A 17,811-nucleotide genomic window follows, 5' to 3' on the forward strand; every position below is an offset into this window, starting at 1 on the left:
CAAAACCTCATGATCGTGAGGGAAGACTCTCCTTCCGGCGTGCGGCTCCTCACCCCCACGGGGGTCGCACGCCGATTCCGCCCTGGCCACCGAACCCCGAGGAGCGTCCGGCGAGAGGACTCCTCACCCTCGGGGGCTCCCCGGCGCGCCCCGCCGAAAGAACACCGCCGAAAGAACACCGCCGAAAGAGCCCCGGATGTCCGTACCCGCAGCCGAGACCGGCCTGCCCGCCCCCTTCCAGCCGCTGACCGGCGACGACCCCGCCGCGGTCGGCGGCTACCGCCTGTTCGCGCGGCTGGGCGCCGGCGGGATGGGGCGGGTCTACCTCTCGTACACCCGGGGCGGCCGCCCGGTGGCCCTCAAGGTGGTCCGGCCCGAGCTCGCGGACGACCCCGAGTTCCGGCAGCGCTTCGCCCAGGAGGTCACCAGCGCGCGCCTGATCCACGGGCTCTACACCGCCCAGGTCGTCGACGCCGGGGTGGACGACACCGTGCCCTGGCTCGCCACCGCCTACGTCCCCGGGCCCTCGCTCGACCAGGTGGTCAAGGGCGGCGGTCCGCTCCCCGAGCAGACCGTCCTGCTCCTCGTGGCCGGGGTCGCCGAAGCACTCCAGGCGATCCACGCCGCCGGCGTCGTCCACCGCGACCTCAAGCCCGCCAACGTCCTCCTCGCCGCCGACGGCCCCCGCGTGATCGACTTCGGCATCGCCCGGGCCGCCGACGCCGTCGCCCTCACCAGCGCCGGACTGCGCATCGGCTCGCCCGGCTTCATGGCCCCGGAACAGGCCCGGGGTCTGCCGGCCACGCCCGCCACGGACGTCTTCGCCCTCGGCGCCCTGGCCGCCCACACCGCCGGCGGTACGCCTCCCTTCGGAGCCGGCACGGCCTCCAGCGCCCTGTACCGGGTGATCCACGAGGCTGCCGACCTCACCCAGGTGCCCGCCTCCCTGCGCGGCCTCATCAACAGCTGCCTCGCGAAGCGGCCCGAGGACCGTCCGACCACCGCCCAGGTGATCGAAGCCGTCCACGCCCACCCCGGCCTCGTCAGTGGCCTGCGCTTCGCCGACGGCTGGCTGCCGTCGCAGGTCGGCGCCGAGATCGCCCGGCGCAGCGACCTCCCCCGGGCCCCCTCCGAGGCGCAGACCGTCCGCGTTCCCGCGTCCCCGCTGCACGACGCGGCCACGGCGGTGGCCCCCTTCGCCACCGTGCTGGACCCCGGGGTCGCGGACCGCGAAGACGTGCGGGCTCCGCTGCCCGAAGCGCGAGAGGGCCGCGGCCCGGCCCGCCGTGGTTCCCGCCGCCGGACGGCCCTGATCGCCGCGGCCGCGCTCGTCCTCGGCGCGGGCGGCACCTTCCTGCTCCTCCACCCGTCGGACCAGGGCCAGTCCGTCGCCGACGACGACCCGGTGGCCACCGCCACCGACCCGGAAACCCCCTCCGCCTCCCCCACCCCACCGACCGCCGCCCCCGAGTACACCCCCGTGTACACCGGCACCGCACTCGTCTCGCCCGACCACGGCTACGAGTTCGACCTCAGGAAGGGCGCGGTCGCACCCGAGGGGTCGGCGTCCTGGTACATCACCCGGACCTCCGACGAGTTCGTCCTCGCCGACAACAACGACGCCTACCTCGGCAGGGACGACCGTCTGGGACTTGCCGACTGCCTCAAAGGCCTGGGCAACCCGTCCGCCACACCGCTCGACTTCTCCACCGTCACCGGCCGGGCCTTCTGTGTCCGCGGGGACGACGGCCGGGACCTGGCCATTGTCCGACCGCTCTCGGCCGCGCGGGGCGACGGGCCGGTCAAGGTCTCGGTCGACTACTACCGCCGGAACAACTGACGGCGGCGGCGACTGCCCGCCCGCGGCCCCGTCGGCGTTCTCGACCGCCGACGGGATGTGAGCAGCAGCGCCCGGGCCGGCAGCCCTGGCCGCCGGAACCGTCGCGGCCGACGGTTCCACCCGGTGTCTCCCGAAGCCGTGACCACGGCCTCGCCCGGAGCGGGCACGCCGCCCGCCGCAGCCGGAGCGGCCACTGCTCCGAGTGGAGCCCACGAGTGGTGGCCGTCTCCCGGCGGCCCGAGGCTGGGCTGCGCAGTCCCCGGACGAACCGTGCGGCGGCGGCCGGCAGCACGCGGCGCCGTCCGTTCCGGGGCCGTGAGAGAGACGGGACCACATGATGAGACAGGGCGACAGCCCGGGCCACCCGCCGTCCGTCCACGGGAGCGCCCGGTCCGGGCGAATACCGGCGCGACACCGGTGGGGACGGCGAGGCGCCCGGGGCGCACGCACCGGGACAGCGCTCGCCACGGCCGGTCTGGCCCTCCTGGGGGCGGCCGGCCCGACGCCGGCCGGTGCGGTGTCACCGGCCGTCCGCGCTCCCCTGTCGGGAACCGCGGCACGGTTCGTGCCCGGCGCCTGCCCGCAGACCCCCGAACCGGTCCCCGGGCGCTGCGGCATGCTGGAGGTCCCGGAGAACCGCGCCGACCGCACCGGACGCACCATCCGGCTGGCCGTCGCGATCATCCCGGCCGTCTCGGCGACGCCGGCCGGGGACCCGGTGGTGTTCATGGAAGGCGGGCCCGGGGGCGACGCGTTCGGGAGCATCCCCTTCCTCCTCGATTCCGGCGTGAACCGCGACCGCGAGCTGATCGTCATGGCCCAGCGCGGCACGCTCCACTCCCAGCCGGCCCTGCTCTGCCCGGAGATCGACCGGTTCACCGCGGAGTCCGTCGGGCTGCGCTACGACGCGCCGTCGACCGGGCGGCGGCTGGTACGTGCGGCGAGACAGTGCCACGACCGGCTGACGGCCGACGGGATCGATCTGGACGCCTACAACACGACCGAGAACGCCGACGACTTCGCCGATCTGCGCGAGGCGCTGGGCATCGGCCGGTGGAACGTCTACGGGTACTCGTACGGCACCGAGCTGGCCCTCACCCACCTGCGGCGGCACCCCGAGGGGATCCGCTCGGTCGCGATCGACTCCGTCGTGCCCCCGGACATCGTGAGCCTGCCGTGGACCTGGGACAGCGCCCGGGAGGGCATCGGGGCGATCCTCGCGGCGTGTGCGGCGCAGCCCGTCTGCGGGAGCCGCTACCCGGACCTCCCGGACACGCTGACGGAGCAGGTCCGGCGCCTGGAGGCGGGTCCGCTGCGGCTGGCGGCGCGGCCGCCGTCGGGAGGCGAGCCGGTGGAGGTCGTCCTCGACGGGGGCGCCCTGGTGAACCTGCTGGTCGCCAACTCCGTCAAGGCCGTCGACGTCCCCGCGGCGCTCGACGAGCTCGCCGGCGGGAATCCGGAGCGCTTCGCACGGGCCCAGGCCGCCGGCGCGAAGACCCCGGTCGGCGAGATCGGCCACGGCCTGACCCAGTCGGTGGCGTGCAGCGAGTGGGTGCCGGGGTACTCGCGCTCCGACGTGCTGGAGGCGGGCCGTGAGGCCTTCCCCGGCTGGCCGGGCCGGGTACTGGCGCAGGCGCCGCAGCTGCCCTTCGAGTACGGCGTGTGCCGGGCCTGGGACGTCCCGGACCGCTCCGACGTCCAGCGGGTGGCCACCGTCAGCGACGTGCCCGCGCTCGTCCTCTCCGGCACCTTCGACGCCAAGTCCGGGGCGGCCTGGGGCGCGTACGCGGCCCGGACGCTGTCCCGCTCGACCACCGTGCTGATCCCCGGGATCGGCCACTGGGTGGTACCCCAGTCCCCTTGCGCGCAGAGCGTCCTGGCCTCCTTCCTGGCGAATCCGACCGCGCCGGACACCGCTTGCGTGGCCGGGCTCGCCCCCGAACCGTTCACCATCACCCCCGGCCCGGAGTCCGCATGATGTCCATCCGCCCAGCCCGGCACCGGCGCACCGCGCGACGGCCGCTGACCACCCTGGCCGGGGCCACCGCCGCCGTCCTCGTCCAAAGCCTCGTCACCGGTCTGCTCACCGGCCTCGCCACCGGCCTGGCCGCGGCGCCCGCCCGGGCGGCGTCCGGCGCCGGGGAGCCCCTCGGCACCGTCGCCCGGACGGCGGGCCACGCCCGCTACGCGCCGGGCCCCTGCCCAAGGACCGCCGACCCGTCCCCCGCGCTGACGGGGGCCCGCTGCGGAACGCTCACCGTGCCCGAGGACCGGGACGACCCCGAGGGACGGAAGATCACCCTCGGCGTCGCGATCGTGCCGGCCACCCACCGGAAGGCCGACGACCCCATCGTGTGGCTCGCCGGCGGGCCCGGCGACGACGCGGTCTCCGAGATCCCCCTGGCGCTCAACGGCGACCTGAACCGCGACCGGGACGTGATCTTCATGTCCCAGCGCGGGACCTACTCGGCCGGCCCGGCGCTCACCTGCCCGAACATCGACGAGTTCAACGCGAGCGCCCTCGACCTCGTCTACGGCGCGCGCTCCACCGGCCGCCTGCACGTCCGGGCGACGCGGGCCTGCCACGACGAACTGGAGGGCCGCGGCGCCGACCTCGGCGCCTACAACAGCACCGAGAGCGCCGCCGACTACGCGGACCTGCGCGTGGCGCTGGGTGTCGAGCGGTGGAACGTCTTCGGCATCTCGTACGGCACCGACCTGGCCCTCACCTACCTGCGCCTGCACCCGCAGGGCATCCGCTCGGTCGGCATCGACGGCGTGCTGCCGCCGTCCCTGGCGGGCGGGGCCGTGACGTGGAAGGCGGCGCGCGAGGGCTTCGACGGCCTGTTCGGGGCCTGCGCGCGGCAGCCCGCCTGCGCCGACCGCTACCCGGACCTGAAGGGCACCTTCGAGCGCCTCGTCGGTGAGCTCGAAGCCGACCCGGTCACCACCACCGTCACTGTCCCGGGCCGCCCGGAGCCGGTCGAGGTCGTACTGGACGGCGGGGTCCTGGTGAACTGGCTGGTCTCCGCCACCCATCTGGCGGCCGGAGTGCCCCGCTCCATCGACGAGTTGGCCCACGGCGACCCGCGGCGGATCGCCGAGCAGTGGGCGGGCGGCAAGCTCAGCCCGCAGGCCGTCGGCAGGGTCTCCCACGGGCTCGCCTACGGCGTCTTCTGCAGCGAGTGGACGCCGTTCGAGAGCCGGGCCGACGTGATGCGGGCGGGGCACCGCGCCTTCCCGTCCTTCCCCCGGTCGGTGGTGGCCAATGCCCCGCTGCTCGCCTTCCTCCAGGCGGACTGCCGTGCCTGGGACGTTCCCGCCGCGCCGGACTCGATCCGGGACGTGACGGAGAGCGACATCCCGACCCTCGTGCTCTCCGGCGGGTTCGACGCCCAGACCGCACCGAGCAGCGGGCCGTACGCCGCCCGCACGCTCAGCCGCTCCACGGAGGTGACGGTCCCCTACGTCGCCCACGTGGTCTTCGCCGACTCGCCGTGCGCCCAGTCGATCACACGGTCGTTCTTCGACACCCCGACCGCACCGGACACCGGCTGCCTCGCGGGTCTCGAGCCGCCCGCGTTCGAGATCGCGCCGTAGGGCCTTCCGGTCCCCGTCGTGAGCGGGATGGCAGCGACCCTGTTCGCGCTGGTCGGCATCCGCAACGCCGCGCCGGGCGGGCCGCCGATCGGCTCGCTGATCGACTGCATCGCGTTCTTCTGGGCCGAGGCGATCATCGCGACCGACGGGCGCCGCACCCACCCCGTACGGTGCCACACCGCATCGTACGATCCCGGTCGGCGCGCGCACGACGCTAAACGCATCCTGATCGATTCCCTGAAATCCTCTCGACTTGGGTTCCGTCAGCAGTGATTTGAGCATCGTATACGAACCTACATGCCGGACGGGAGAGCCGGTCCGGGCACCCGGATCCCCCTGTCGAACCCTCAGATCTCCCTTCGGTGTCTCCAATTCCGTGCCTTTCCGACTTGAACAACAGCAGGTCAGAGCCGTGAGACGGTCGTGAGACAGGTGCCCGGACAGGTCGCCCCGGCCTGTCGACCGCCCGCGCCCCCTACAGTTCTGCCCTGGCGCCGAGGAAACGGCCTTCACGGGGCGCACACGACGGCGCGCTCGGGACATCGAGTGCGGACCCAATGCCCGACCAGGTGGGATGTCTCCGATTCCGGCCGCGTCCCCATCGGTTTCACCCGTTCCGTGGACCTCCCCGCAGGCCCGATTCGGTGCCGTCATTTCACGATGTCGGTCGATCTCGAATTGGTTAACAGTGCAAAGAAAAAGGTGGAGGCGATTCGCCCAGGGCTGGTTCGCCGCCGCGCTGACCGTGGGGGCGTTGCTCGGGGCGGGGGTCGTTCCGGCGATCGCCGCGGGCGGCGCGGGTGCCGTGGGCGCCGGGCCCGGTCAGGGGGCGACAGCGGCCGGTGCGGTTTCCGCCGAGGGGCCGGAGGGCCTCGCGGTCGCCGAGGCACGGCGGACGGGCAAGCCGGTGGACGTCGCGCAGAAGCGGACCGAGTCCAGTGACACGGTCGCGCAGCCGGACGGACAGCTGGTGACGACGACGTACGTCCAGCCGCACTGGGTGCGCCGGGGCGGTACCTGGGTGGACATCGACCCGACCCTCACCGAGCGGCCGGGCGGCGTGGTGGCGGCCAAGGCGGCGACGGCCGAGGTGGAGTTCTCGGGCGGCGGCAGCGGCCGTCCGCTGGTGCGGATGGCCTCGGCGGGCCGGGAGCTGAAGCTCAGCTGGCCCAAGCCGCTGCCCAAGCCCGACCTGAAGGGCAGTACGGCCGAGTACCACTCGGTCCTGCCGGACGTGGACCTGCGGCTGACCGCGACCCGGACCGGGTTCACCCAGGTCCTCGTGGTGCACACCCCGCAGGCCGCGAAGAACCCCGAGCTCGGACGGCTCCGGCTCGGCCTCCGGGGCGACGGCCTGACGGTCGCGCAGGCCGCGGACGGCTCGATGACGGCCGTCGAAGGGCGCCGGCGGCACGGTCGGGCCCGCGGGCTCAGGTGGCGTGTTCGTGCGACCGCCCGAGGGAGTTCCACCACGTGTCACGGCTTTGCCGGTGACGGGCCCCGATCCGGATCGGGGCCCGTCACGGCCGGTCCGGTCACCGCCCCCCGCCGGGCAGGGCGCGGTCGGCCGCGGCCTGCAGGGTGTCGAGGTCCTCGGCGATCTCCGCACCGGCGACGGCGTCCGGCAGCTCGTCCTCCATGTACCGCAGGGGGCGGTGGCGCAGGCCCAGGACGGCCCAGGCGATCAGCAGCAGTCCGCAGGTGACGAGGAGCAGGCCGGTGCCGCGGCCGGGCCCGGTGCCGAGGGCGCGTCCCACGGTGTCCGCCAGCGTCCCTCCCGGGTTCAGCAGGCCGGAGAAGTACTCGGCGAGGGGCGGGGCGGTGAGGAAGGCCAGCGGGGTCATGGCGACGGCGAGCATCTGGTTGGTGGCGAGCACCCGGCCCTGGAGCTCCGGGCCGACCTTGATCTGGATGATGGCCAGCCAGTGCGCGTTGAGGATGCTCATGGACGCCCACCAGACGAGTGCTCCCACGGCCGCCACGGTCACCGACGGACGCAGGCCGAACAGGACGACGCCCAGGCCGACGCCGCCCACGAACCCCACCATGCCGGTCGCCCGCCGGGCGGTCCCGCCCCACAGCGCCACGATCAGGCTGCCCGCCACGGCGCCCGCGCCGCCGACCGCGGTGACCACGCCCACCGCCGTGGTGCCGCTGAAGGAGAGCACGCTCGGGACCGTCAGCGTCACCGCGAGGGTGCCCAGGTAGTTCTCCACCATGAAGAACACGATCATGATCATCAGCGGACGCCGCCGGATCAGGAACCGCCAGCCGCCGACGACGGTCCGGGCGAAGGATTCCCTCTGCCGCCGGAAGAGCCGGTCGGGGAAGCGCACCCACAGCAGCGCGGCCAGGCCGACGAGGAAGGTCACGACGTCCACGGCCACCACCCAGGGCAGGCCGACCAGCCCGATCAGCGCGCCGCCGGCCAGCGGGGCAATCAGTGTCCCCAGGCCGGCGCCCAGGTTGGCCAGCCCGTTGGCCTGCACCAGGTACGGCTTGGGGACGAGCTGGGCGACGGCGGCCAGGTAGGCCGGTCGCCGGAACGCGGTCACCAGTGACATGACGCCCACGATCAGGCCGACCTGCCAGAGCGCCAGACTTCCGCTCCACAGCGCGGCCACCAGGGACACCGTGGCGGTCGCGGAGACGGCGTCGCAGGTGAGCATGACCCGGCGGCGGTCGATCCGGTCCGCCACCGCGCCGCCCAGCGGCGCCGCGACGATCGCCGGGAGCATGGCGAGCATGCTGATCAGCGCGTAGTCGAGGACCCGCCCGCTTTGCTGGTAGGCCCAGACGCCGAGGGCGAAGGAGGTCAGCGCGCTGCCGATCAGCGAGACGGTCTGGCCCGCGGCGACGACGTAGAACTTCCTGAGGTCGTGTCGCGCCTTCCGGCCGACGACCGTGACGTCGGCGAGCGGCTCCGGCAGCCGGCCACCGGCCCAGGCACCGAGCCGCTCGCCGATCAGTGCGGCGAGCTGGGCGGCCTGGTGCTTGAGGAAGTAGTGGCCCGCTCTGGAGAGGGTGGCCAGCTCGACCCGGTCGGCGAAGGCTCCCCACTCCGTGAACCGTTCCTCGTAGAGCTCGGTGGACCGGTCGCTCTCGCCGATCACGCAGAGCACCGGGGCCCGTAGCCTGCGGGCGTCCGGCCTGGTCAGTTCACCGGTGAACCAGCCCTGCGCCTGGTCGACGTCGTGCCGCAGAGCGCGCAGCATGGTCCGCTGTGCCGCTTCGGCCGCCTCGCCGTCCCCGTCGCCGTCCTCGTCCATGCCGCCGAGGGTGCGCAGGAAGTCCCGGTAGGCCCGGTCCGACGTCCAGCGGGTGGCCGGGAACCTGCTGCGCAGCCAGGTCGACAGACGCCCCGGCAGCCGCGCGCCGGGAAAGCTCCCGCCGACCAGCAGGCCCGTCACCGGGACACCTTCGGCTTCCAGACGCAGCGCCAGTTCGGTGGCCGCGGCCGAGCCGACGCAGTGGCCGTACACCGCAACCGGGCCGACCCGGCCGCCCTGCCCCGGGGCCGGGCGGGCCGCCTCGGCGAGCTCGGCGACGACCCGGTCGATCAGCGCGGTGAGCGGGAGCAGCGGCTCGTCCGGCCGCGCCGGGTCGTGCCCCGGCAGTTCCACCGCCAGCACGGCCGCGCCGGGGATCGCCTTGGCCAGTTCCGTGGCGAGCGGGCCGTAGGCGGCCGCCGAACCGCCGCCGTAGGGGAGGCACACCACGGTGACGGTCGGGAGCCGGCCGGGCGGGGGGCCCGCCAGCCGGTGCAGCAGGCGACGCTCGCCGTCGGGCTCGTGCGCCTGTGCCGCGTCGAGGAACGCGGCCAGCTCGCGAACGGTCGGCCGGGTGAACAGGTCGATCACCCGGAGCGTCGGGTCGATCGCCCGGACGGCGCGCACGGCCCGGAAGGAGTCCCCGCCCAGGGCGAAGAAGTCGTCGTCGACGCCGATGCCGTCGGGGGCGTCCAGGTCGAGGACCTGTGCCCAGGCCTGTGCGACGCGCAGCTCGGTCGGCGTGCTCGGGGCGATGTGCTCGGTACTCGCCGCCGGCTCGGGGGCGGGCAGCGCCGACCTGTCCACCTTTCCGTTGGGGTTGAGCGGCAGCGCGGGGAGCACGACGATCGCCGAGGGCACCATGTAGTCGGGCAGTCGCTCGCGCAACGCCGTTCGCACGCGCGCGACGTCCACGCCGGACGCCGACGCCGCGGGGGTCACCCAGGCGGCGAGCCGCCTGGCATGGGCCTCGCCGACCGGCAGCACCACCGCTTCGGCGATCTCGGGCAGGTCGCGCAGCGCGGTGGCCACCTCGCCCGGCTCCACCCGGAAGCCGCGGATCTTGACCTGGTCGTCGATCCGGCCGAGGAACTCGAACAGTCCGGTCGTGGTCAGCCGGACGCGGTCCCCGGAGCGGTAGCACCGCGAGGTGCCGGTCACCGGGTCGGGGACGAAGCGCTCGTCGGTGAGGTCGGGGCGGCCGAAGTACCCGCGCGCCACGCTCGGCCCGCCGATCCACAGCTCGCCGGGCACCCCGGCGGGCAGCGGCCGGCCGCCGGGGTCGACCACGTAGCAGTCCACGCCGGCCAGTGGCCGACCGATCGGAACCGTCCCCGAACGCCGGGCCGGCGGGGTCTCCTCCACGGCGCAGCCGAGCACGGACACCGTGGTCTCGGTGGGGCCGTAGTGCACCTGCACGGACAGCTCGGGCCGCGCGGTCCGGATCCTGGCCACCAGGTCCCAGGAGCAGGCCTCTCCGGCGAGGATGAGCAGCTTGCGGGGCAGTACGCGGCCGAGGTCCCCGTGGGCGGCGAGCAGTTCGAGGTGGCTCGGCACCATCTTGACCGCGTCGACCGGGTGCGCCTCCAGGTACTCCCCGTACGCCTGCGGGTCGGTGGCCACCTCGCGGTCCACCAGGTGCACCGTGCCGCCGGTGGCCAGCGCGCCGAAAAGGTTGGTCATGCCGAGGTCCGCCGCGTGGGTCGAGACCAGGGCGAACGCGCCCCCCTCGACACCGCAGCCGGTCAGTCGCTCCGTCACCGCGTGCAGGTAGTGCACGATCTGCCGGTGCTCGACGGTGACGCCCTTGGGTCGGCCGGTCGAGCCCGAGGTGAAGACCAGGTAGGCCGGTGCGGTCGGATCGACGGCCACTCCGGGTGCTCCGCCGGGCTGTTCCGGTGCTCCGCCGGGCTGTTGGTGTGGCGTACCCGGGGCGGGCGGACCGTCGAGGACCAGCAGCTCCGCGGGGGTGCCCGCGGTGTCCGCTCCGCGCCCCGGGAGGCGCTGGGCGAACTCCCGTTCCGCGAGGACGACTCGCGCACCCGCCGTCGACAGGATGTCGGCCAGCCGGTCGTCCGGGTACGCGGGGTCGAGCGGCAGGTAGATCGCGCCGGCTTTCAGCGTGGCGAGCAGGGCGACCACGAGCGGTGTCCGGCGGTCGGCCAGGACGGCGACCGGTTCCTGCGGTCCGACTCCGGCCGCGAGCAGCCGGTGCGCGAGCCGGTTCGCCCGCCGGTCCAGCTGTCCGTAGGTGAGTTCGCCGTCGGGGCCCACGACCGCCGTCGCGTCGGGCCGTTCGGCCGCCCAGCGCTCGACCAGTCCGTGCAGCGGCCGGTCCAGGTCGAACTGCCGGCGCGGCCCGGAGAGCAGCGGTCCGTCCACCGGTTCCACGGCCACCTCGCGCACGGGGCGGTCGAGGTCGGACAGCACGCCGTCCAGCAGGGCCGTGTACCACTCGGTGATCCGCTGCGCGGTGTGCCGCTCGAAGAGGTCGGTGCGGTAGATCAGCGACCCCTCGTAGGTGTCGCCGGTGCCGCTCGACGAGGTGGCCGCGAACGCCAGGTTCAGTTCGTACTTGGCCGTTGTCGCCGGCGGTGCGAAGACCCTCGCCGTCAGGCCCGGGAAGCGCGGCGCCGCCGTCGGGGTGTCGATCACGTTGAGGAGGACCTGGAAGATCGGCGTGGTGGAGAGGTCGCGGGCCGGGCGCAGCCGGTCCACGATCCGCTCGAACGGGACCTCGGTGCGGGCGAAGGCCTCCAGTGCCGTGTCGCGCACCCGGGTCAGCAGCTCCCGGCCGCTCGGCCCGCCGGACAGGTCGGTCCGCATGGTCAGGGTGTTGATGAAGAAGCCGATGGTGTGCTCGGTGTCGGGGTGCCGTCGTCCCGCCTCGGGCACGCCGACCGGCACGTCGTCGACGCCCGACAGCCGGGCCAGCAGCTCCTGCCAGACCGCGAGGAGCACCATGAACGGCGTGCAGCCGGTCTCGGCGGCCCGCCCGCGCACCTTGGCGGTCAGGGCGGCCGGAAGGACCACCGGCACTTCCGCGCCCGCCCGTTCCGCGATCGGTGGGCGGGGAAGGTCGGTGGGCAGGTCCAGGACCGGCTCCAGGCCGGACAGCGCACGGACCCACCAGGCCAGGTCGGTCTCCGCCCGGTCCCCGTCCTCCGGCCGCCCGGAGAGCCAGTGCGCGTAGTCCGCGTACTGGACCGGTGGCGGTGCGGGAGACTCGGCCAGCCCGAGCCGCGCCGAGTAGAGTGCCGCCAGTTCCGCCACCGCCACCGTCCTCGACCAGGCGTCGAAGGCGATGTGGTGGACCGTCAGTGCCAGGACGTGCTCGTCGGTGCCGAGCCGGAACAGCACCGCCCGCAGGGGCGGTTCCACGGCCAGGTCGAACGGCCTGCGCAGGTCCTCGGTCAGGCGGCGGTCCAGCGACTCCCGCTCGCCCGGCCCGGTCAGATCGGCCTCGGCCAGCGGTACCGCGTCCGCCGGGCCCGCCACTGCCGCCGGCTCGCCGTCGGTCTCGACGATCAGGCTTCGAAGGACCTGGTGCCGCTCGGCGAGATCGCGCACCGCCCCCAGCAGCGCCGCACGGTCCAGGGGTCCGTGCAGGTGCAGGGCGACCGGGATGTGGTAGGCGGTGCTCTCCGGATCCAGCTGGGTGAGGAACCACAGCCGGGTCTGTGCGGCCGACAGTGGGGCCGGAGCGTCCGCGTCCGGGCGGGCGGGTATCGCCGGGGTGCTGCGGACCGCGGTGCGGCGGGCCGAGGCGAGCCGGGCGCGCAGCGCGTTGGTGAGTCTGGGGTCCCGCCGCTCGGCGGACACCTCGGTCATGCGGCACCGCCGCCGGTGCCGGAGGCCGGGCGGGCGGGTTCGGCCGGGTCGGCCGGGTCGTCGCGGTCAGCCGGGTCGGCCGATTCGGCGAGGTCGGCCAGCAGCAGGGCCTCCAGGGCGGCGGCGAAGTCGGCCAGGACCGGGTGCTCGAACAGCAGGCGCACCGGCAGCGCGAAGTCCAGCGCCGCCATCAGCCGGCCCGCGACCCGGGTGGCCGCCAGCGAATGCCCGCCGATCGCGAAGAAGTCGTCGTGCGCACCGACTTCGGTGGCCCCGAGCACGGTCTCCCACACCTCGGCCACCAGCAGCTCGGCATCGGTGCGCGGGGCGACCTGTTCGCGGCCGGTTTCGCGACCGGGCGCCGGGAGGGCGCCCCGGTTCACCTTGCCCGAGGCCGTCAGGGGCAGGGCGTCGAGCACGACCCACCGCCGGGGCACCATGTGGTCCGGGAGACGGGTGCGCAGGCGCTCCTCCACCGCGGGCGTGCCGAAGGCCTCCGCGGTCGTCGCCGAGGGGTCCACCGCGAGGTAGCCGACCAGGTGGGCGTCGGCTCCGTCGCCGAGGAGCACGACGGCCGCGTCCACGACCGCCGGCTCCGCGCGCAGGGCGGTCTCGATCTCGCCGAGTTCGATCCGGTGGCCGCGCAGCTTCACCTGCTGGTCGCGGCGGCCCAGGAAGTCGAGGGTGCCTCCCCCGGCGCCCCCGGCCATGAGGGTCCCCCCGGCCGAAGGCTGGGGGAGGCTGGGAGGCGCCCCCACCGGCCGGGGGGATCCCCATGGTCGCCAGCGGGCCAGATCACCGGTCCGGTAGCGCCGTCCGCCCGGTGTGAACGGATCCGCGGTGAACGCCGCCGCGGTCGCCTCGGGCCGGTTCCGGTAGCCCCGGGCGACGCCCGCACCGCCGATCCACAGCTCTCCGGTGACTCCCGGCGGCACCAGCCGGCCCATGGCGTCCAGCACGTAGGCCGTCTCCCCCGCCAGCGGGCGGCCGATCGGCACCGCCTCGCCGACGGGAGCCTCCACCCGCGCCATGGTCGAGTAGACCGTGCTCTCGGTGGGCCCGTAGGCGTTCCACAATTCGCCTGTCCGCGCCAGGAGTTCGCGCGCCAGCCCGGGGTCCATCGGCTCGCCGATGCTGACGACGCGCACCCCCGGGGCCGACCACTCGGCGGCGACCAGCATCCGGAGCGTGGTCGGCGTGGCGGTCATCAACGTCACCCCGGCCCGGTCGATGAACCGCGCGACGGCATACCCGTCGACCGCGGCCTTGCGGTCCAGCACCGCCAGCCGGAGTCCGCAGGCCAGGCTGACCCAGAGTTCGAACCCGAACACGTCGAAGGCCGGTGACGTGAGACCCAGCATCACGTCGTCGGGCCGGACGCCCGGACTGATCCGCATCGCGGCCACGAAGGCCGCCAGGCTCGCGTGGGTGACCTCCACGCCCTTGGGCCGACCGGTCGAACCGGAGGTGTACAGCACGTACGCCAGACCCTCTGGCGCCACCTCGGGCAGCGTCGTGGGTCCGGGGTCGGTCAGGCCGCCCAGGTCGAGGACGCCGACGCCGACCGATTCGCCGAGCTCGCCGGCCAGCCCGAGAGTCTCCTCGGCGGCGACGAGGACGGTCGCCCCGGAGTCGGCGAGCTGGCCGCGCAGCCGTTCGGTGGGCTGGTCCGGTTCCAGGGGAACGTAGGCCGCACCGGCTCGCAGGACGCCGAGCAGGGCGGCGGGCAGGTACCGGTCGCGGGGAAGGCAGACCCCCACGGTGAACGCCTCCGCCGGTCCTGCCGCGGGCTCGGCCGCCCTCCTCGCGAGCAGGGCCGCGGCCACTCGCCGGGACCGTTCGGCCAGTTCCGCGTAGTCGAGTTCACCGGCCGGGTCGGAGGCGGCCACCGAGGTCGGCCGCCGGGCGGCCTGTTCGAGAACGGCCGCCACCACGGTCCGCGGACCGCCGGCCGGCAGCGGGACTCCGGTGCCGGCGGCGAGCAGGGCGGCCTTCTCCGCTCCGCTCACCAGCTCCAGGGCCGACAGCGGAAGGTCCGGATCGGCCGCCGCCGCGCGCAGGACTCGGAGCAGCCGGTCGGCGAACACCTCGGCGTCGGCCGGGCCGAACCGGTCCACGTCGTACTCGATCTGGAGCTCCGGCCCCCGCGCCGTCTCGTTGACGAACACGGTCAGCGCCGCCTGCGTCCCGCCGCTGCTCACCTCGCCGAGCAGCTCCAGACGGACGCCGTCGTGCTCCACCGCCACCGGGAGGCCGGCAGGCTGGAGCGAGAGCACGACCGGGGTGCCGATCGTTCCCCGAGGGTGTTCGACGCCGGCCGCCTCGAAGGCGTCCTGCACGGTGAACCCCGGATGGTCCATGACGCGGGCGGTCGTGGCGGAGGCACGGCCGACGGCGCTCCGGAAGGACAGTCCCTCCTCCAGCCTCAGCCTGATCGGCATGATGCCGACCAGTGGCCCGACGACCGCCTCCAGCTCGGGGTGCGCCCGGTGCGCCACGGCTGCGCCCAGGACGACGTCGGACCGGCCGGTGAGGCCGGCGACCAGCACACCGAGCGCGGTCAGGAACGTCGAGAACGGAGTGGCTCCGCAGTCGGCCGCGAGTTCGCGCAGCATCGCCGCCGTGTCGGCGTCGAGCGGACGGGCCAGCCGTTCGCCGACCAGTCGACCGGGGCCGGCGGGCTCGGCGGACTCGGCGCAGAGGAGGTCGTGCGGCGGGACGGCGTCCGCCAACTCCCGTGCCCAGAAGGCCCGCAGAGCCTCGACCCGGCCGGGCCCGGCGGCCAGCCCGCGCTCGTGCAGCGCGATGTCGCCGACCTGTACGGGCGGCGGCGCGATGTCCGGGCCGCCGCCCGACGCGTGGTCCGTCCCACCACCGAGGCTGCCGGCCAGCTCCGACATCAGGACGCCGATCGACCAGCCGTCGAACGCCACGTGGTCGGTCACGACGACCAGTTCGGCGGTGTCGTCGTCGAGCCGGAGCAGAGTGGCCCTGAGGAGCGGTGTCTCGGTGGCGAGGTCGAACGCGTGGCTCGCGGCCGCGCGGGTCAGCTCGGCCGCCCGGCTCGCCCGCTCCGCCTCGGGTGCTCCCCTGAGATCGTGCTCCTCGAACGGCACCGGGGCCGGTGGACGGACCAGCGCGACCGGTCCGTCGTCCACGCCCCGACCCGAGGCGTCCACGCCCCGGCCCGGGGCGTCCACCACGACGCCAGCCGGCACGACGCTGCGCAGCACCTCGTGCCGCTCGACCACCGCGTCCAACGCGGCCCGCAGCCGCGCCGCGCTCGGCAGTCCGCGCAGGCCCAGCCGGAAGGCGATGGTCGTGGCGCGCTCGGCCGAACTGACCTGCCGCAGCAGCCACATCCCCTGCTGCGCGGACGTCAGCGGGTAGGTGTCCCGCCCCGTGTGACGGACCAACGCGGGCTCCGGCCCGGTGCCCGAGCCGTCGGCCGACCGGGCTCGCAGCAGCGAGGCGAGTCCGGCGACGGTGGGCGCCTCGAGGAACGCCGCCAGGGAGACGGCCGTCCCGAAGTCGCGGCCCAGGACGGCACAGACGCGAGCGGCCGCCAGGGAATGGCCGCCGAGCGCGCCGAAGTCGTCGTGGATGCCGACGTCCGCCAGACCGAGGACACCGGCGACGACCTCCGCGATCCGCCGCTCGGTGTCGGTGCTCGGGGCGGCGTACTCGGTGTCGACCCCGCGGCCGAACTCCACCGCGGCCAGTGCGGCGCGATCGGCCTTGCCGGTCGGACCGACGGGCAACCGGTCGAGGACGGCGATCCGGGACGGCACCAGGTGGTCCGGCAGCCTGTCCCGGAGCCAGGCACGCAGCCGCGCCCCGGTGAGCGTCCGGTCGGCCGACTCCGCGTAGGCCACCAGCTGCCGGGTGCCGTCCTCGTCGGCCGGCGCCAGCACCACGGCCTGCTGGACGGCCGGGTGTCCCGCGAGCGTCGCCCGGACCTCGCCCGGCTCGATCCGGAAGCCGCGGACCTTCACCTGATCGTCGACCCGCCCGACGAAGTGGTGGAGCCCGTCCGCCCGCCGGACCAGGTCGCCGGTCCGGTAGTGCCGGACTCCGGCCGCATCCGTGACGAACCGTTCGGCCGTCAGCTCCGGCCTGGCCGCATAGCCCCTGGTGACCAGCGGACCGGACACCCAGAGTTCCCCGACCTCGCCGTCGCCGAGCGGGTTCCCGGCGCTGTCACGGATCGAGAGGCCGCTCCACGCGTAGGGCGACCCGATCGGCGGCTCCCCCCGCCCGGCTCTGGGCACCTCGTACGTCACGCAGCTGACGGTGCATTCGGTGGGGCCGTAGCTCTGGACGACCCGTCGCACGCCGGCGTTGGCGTAGATCCGGTCCGCCAGGGCCCGGGTGAGCGGTTCCCCGCCCGCGCGGACGGTGCGCACGCCCGACGGCAGCGGCTCGCGCACGAGCGCGGCCAGTACGGACGGCGTCCCGTAGACCATCGTGACCTGGTCCCGCGCGGGCAGGGCGGGCAGCGCGAGCAGGTTCTCGGCCAGGATCACCGTCCCGCCGCCGAGCAGCGGGAGGAACAACTGGGTCACCGACGGGTCGAAACAGACGGACGTCGCGGCCAGCATCCCGCGGAGTTCGCCGGCCGAGTACACGGACGACTCCCACCGCAGCAGGGCCGTCACGTTGCGGTGCTCGACCACCACGCCCTTGGGCCGGCCGGTCGAGCCCGAGGTGTACATCACGTACGCGGCGTCCGTCGGCTCGCCGGACATGTCGAGGGCGGCGCGGTCGTCGGCGCCCGGGACCACCGTGTCGACGAGCAGCAGGTCGACGCCGGCGGCCCGGCGGACCTCCCCGCGGCGCTCGAGGACGGCCGACGAGGAGACCAGGTGGGAGATCCCGGCGTCCGAGGCGATGAACTCCAGGCGGCTCGCCGGGTGGACCGGATCCAGCGGCACGTAGGCCGCGCCGGCCTTCCAGACCCCCAGCAGCGCCGGGATCAGCCACTCGTCGCGGTCCAGGCAGACGCCCACCAGCGAACCCCGCCCGACGCCCAGGCGGCGCAGCTCGCGGGCCACAGCGGCGGCCCTGCGGTCGAGCTCCGAATACGTGGTCCGGACCGACTGCGCCACCACGGCGATGTCGTCCGGGGTCCGTCTCGCCTGTTCCTCGAAAGCCCGATGAACCGGGCCGGTTTCGGACATGCTCGCCGACGTCATTGTCGATCCCCTTCATGAACGTGCCACTGCACCGGAGCCACGCCTGTCGGGTTGGCGGTGCAAACGCCTTTTGAGC

The 17,811-nt window shown here is 74.6% G+C and carries 7 protein-coding genes; 4 read left to right on the plus strand and 3 right to left on the minus strand.

Translation table 11 applies throughout. The features are described from left to right. The first annotated feature begins 196 nt into the window (after positions 1-196). The 4 genes from ACFVVA_RS01610 to ACFVVA_RS01625 all read left to right on the plus strand — a co-directional run bounded on the left by ACFVVA_RS01610 (position 197) and on the right by ACFVVA_RS01625 (position 5,713). Positions 197-1,840 carry a serine/threonine-protein kinase gene (locus ACFVVA_RS01610; RefSeq protein ID WP_387684606.1) on the plus strand — a complete coding sequence of 548 codons (1,644 nt, stop codon included), beginning with the start codon at positions 197-199 and terminating at the stop codon, positions 1,838-1,840. A gap of 616 nt (positions 1,841-2,456) precedes the next feature. Beyond that, positions 2,457-3,818: an alpha/beta fold hydrolase gene (locus tag ACFVVA_RS01615; RefSeq protein ID WP_387684608.1), complete on the plus strand. Its 1,362-nt coding sequence runs from the start codon at positions 2,457-2,459 to the stop codon at positions 3,816-3,818. Next, a complete protein-coding gene (locus ACFVVA_RS01620; RefSeq protein ID WP_387684610.1) occupies positions 3,818-5,440 on the plus strand; it encodes an alpha/beta fold hydrolase in 1,623 nt (540 codons plus the stop codon). Before ACFVVA_RS01615 ends, ACFVVA_RS01620 begins: the two co-directional genes overlap by 1 nt. A gap of 18 nt (positions 5,441-5,458) precedes the next feature. After that, positions 5,459-5,713 (plus strand): DUF4436 family protein, encoded by a 255-nt coding sequence (locus tag ACFVVA_RS01625; protein ID WP_387684612.1) that lies wholly within the window; start codon positions 5,459-5,461, stop codon positions 5,711-5,713. Positions 5,714-6,262: 549 nt separating this feature from the next. On the opposite strand, the gene ACFVVA_RS01630 is transcribed toward ACFVVA_RS01625, so the two are convergent. From ACFVVA_RS01630 to ACFVVA_RS01640, 3 genes are all read right to left on the minus strand, one after another. Then, positions 6,263-6,625: a hypothetical protein gene (locus tag ACFVVA_RS01630; protein WP_387684614.1), complete on the minus strand. Its 363-nt coding sequence runs from the start codon at positions 6,623-6,625 to the stop codon at positions 6,263-6,265. Between the two features lie 350 nt (positions 6,626-6,975). Then, positions 6,976-12,540 (minus strand): amino acid adenylation domain-containing protein, encoded by a 5,565-nt coding sequence (locus ACFVVA_RS01635; RefSeq protein ID WP_387684616.1) that lies wholly within the window; start codon positions 12,538-12,540, stop codon positions 6,976-6,978. Then, the gene (locus ACFVVA_RS01640) at positions 12,537-17,720 is read right to left on the minus strand and encodes an amino acid adenylation domain-containing protein (RefSeq protein ID WP_387684618.1); all 5,184 of its coding nucleotides are present in this window, start codon (positions 17,718-17,720) and stop codon (positions 12,537-12,539) included. Before ACFVVA_RS01640 ends, ACFVVA_RS01635 begins: the two co-directional genes overlap by 4 nt. Positions 17,721-17,811: the final 91 nt, after the last annotated feature.

Origin of the sequence: Kitasatospora sp. NPDC058048 (assembly GCF_042885555.1) — a bacterium.
In the GTDB taxonomy this organism is placed as follows: Bacteria; Actinomycetota; Actinomycetes; order Streptomycetales; family Streptomycetaceae; genus Kitasatospora; species Kitasatospora lactacystinica.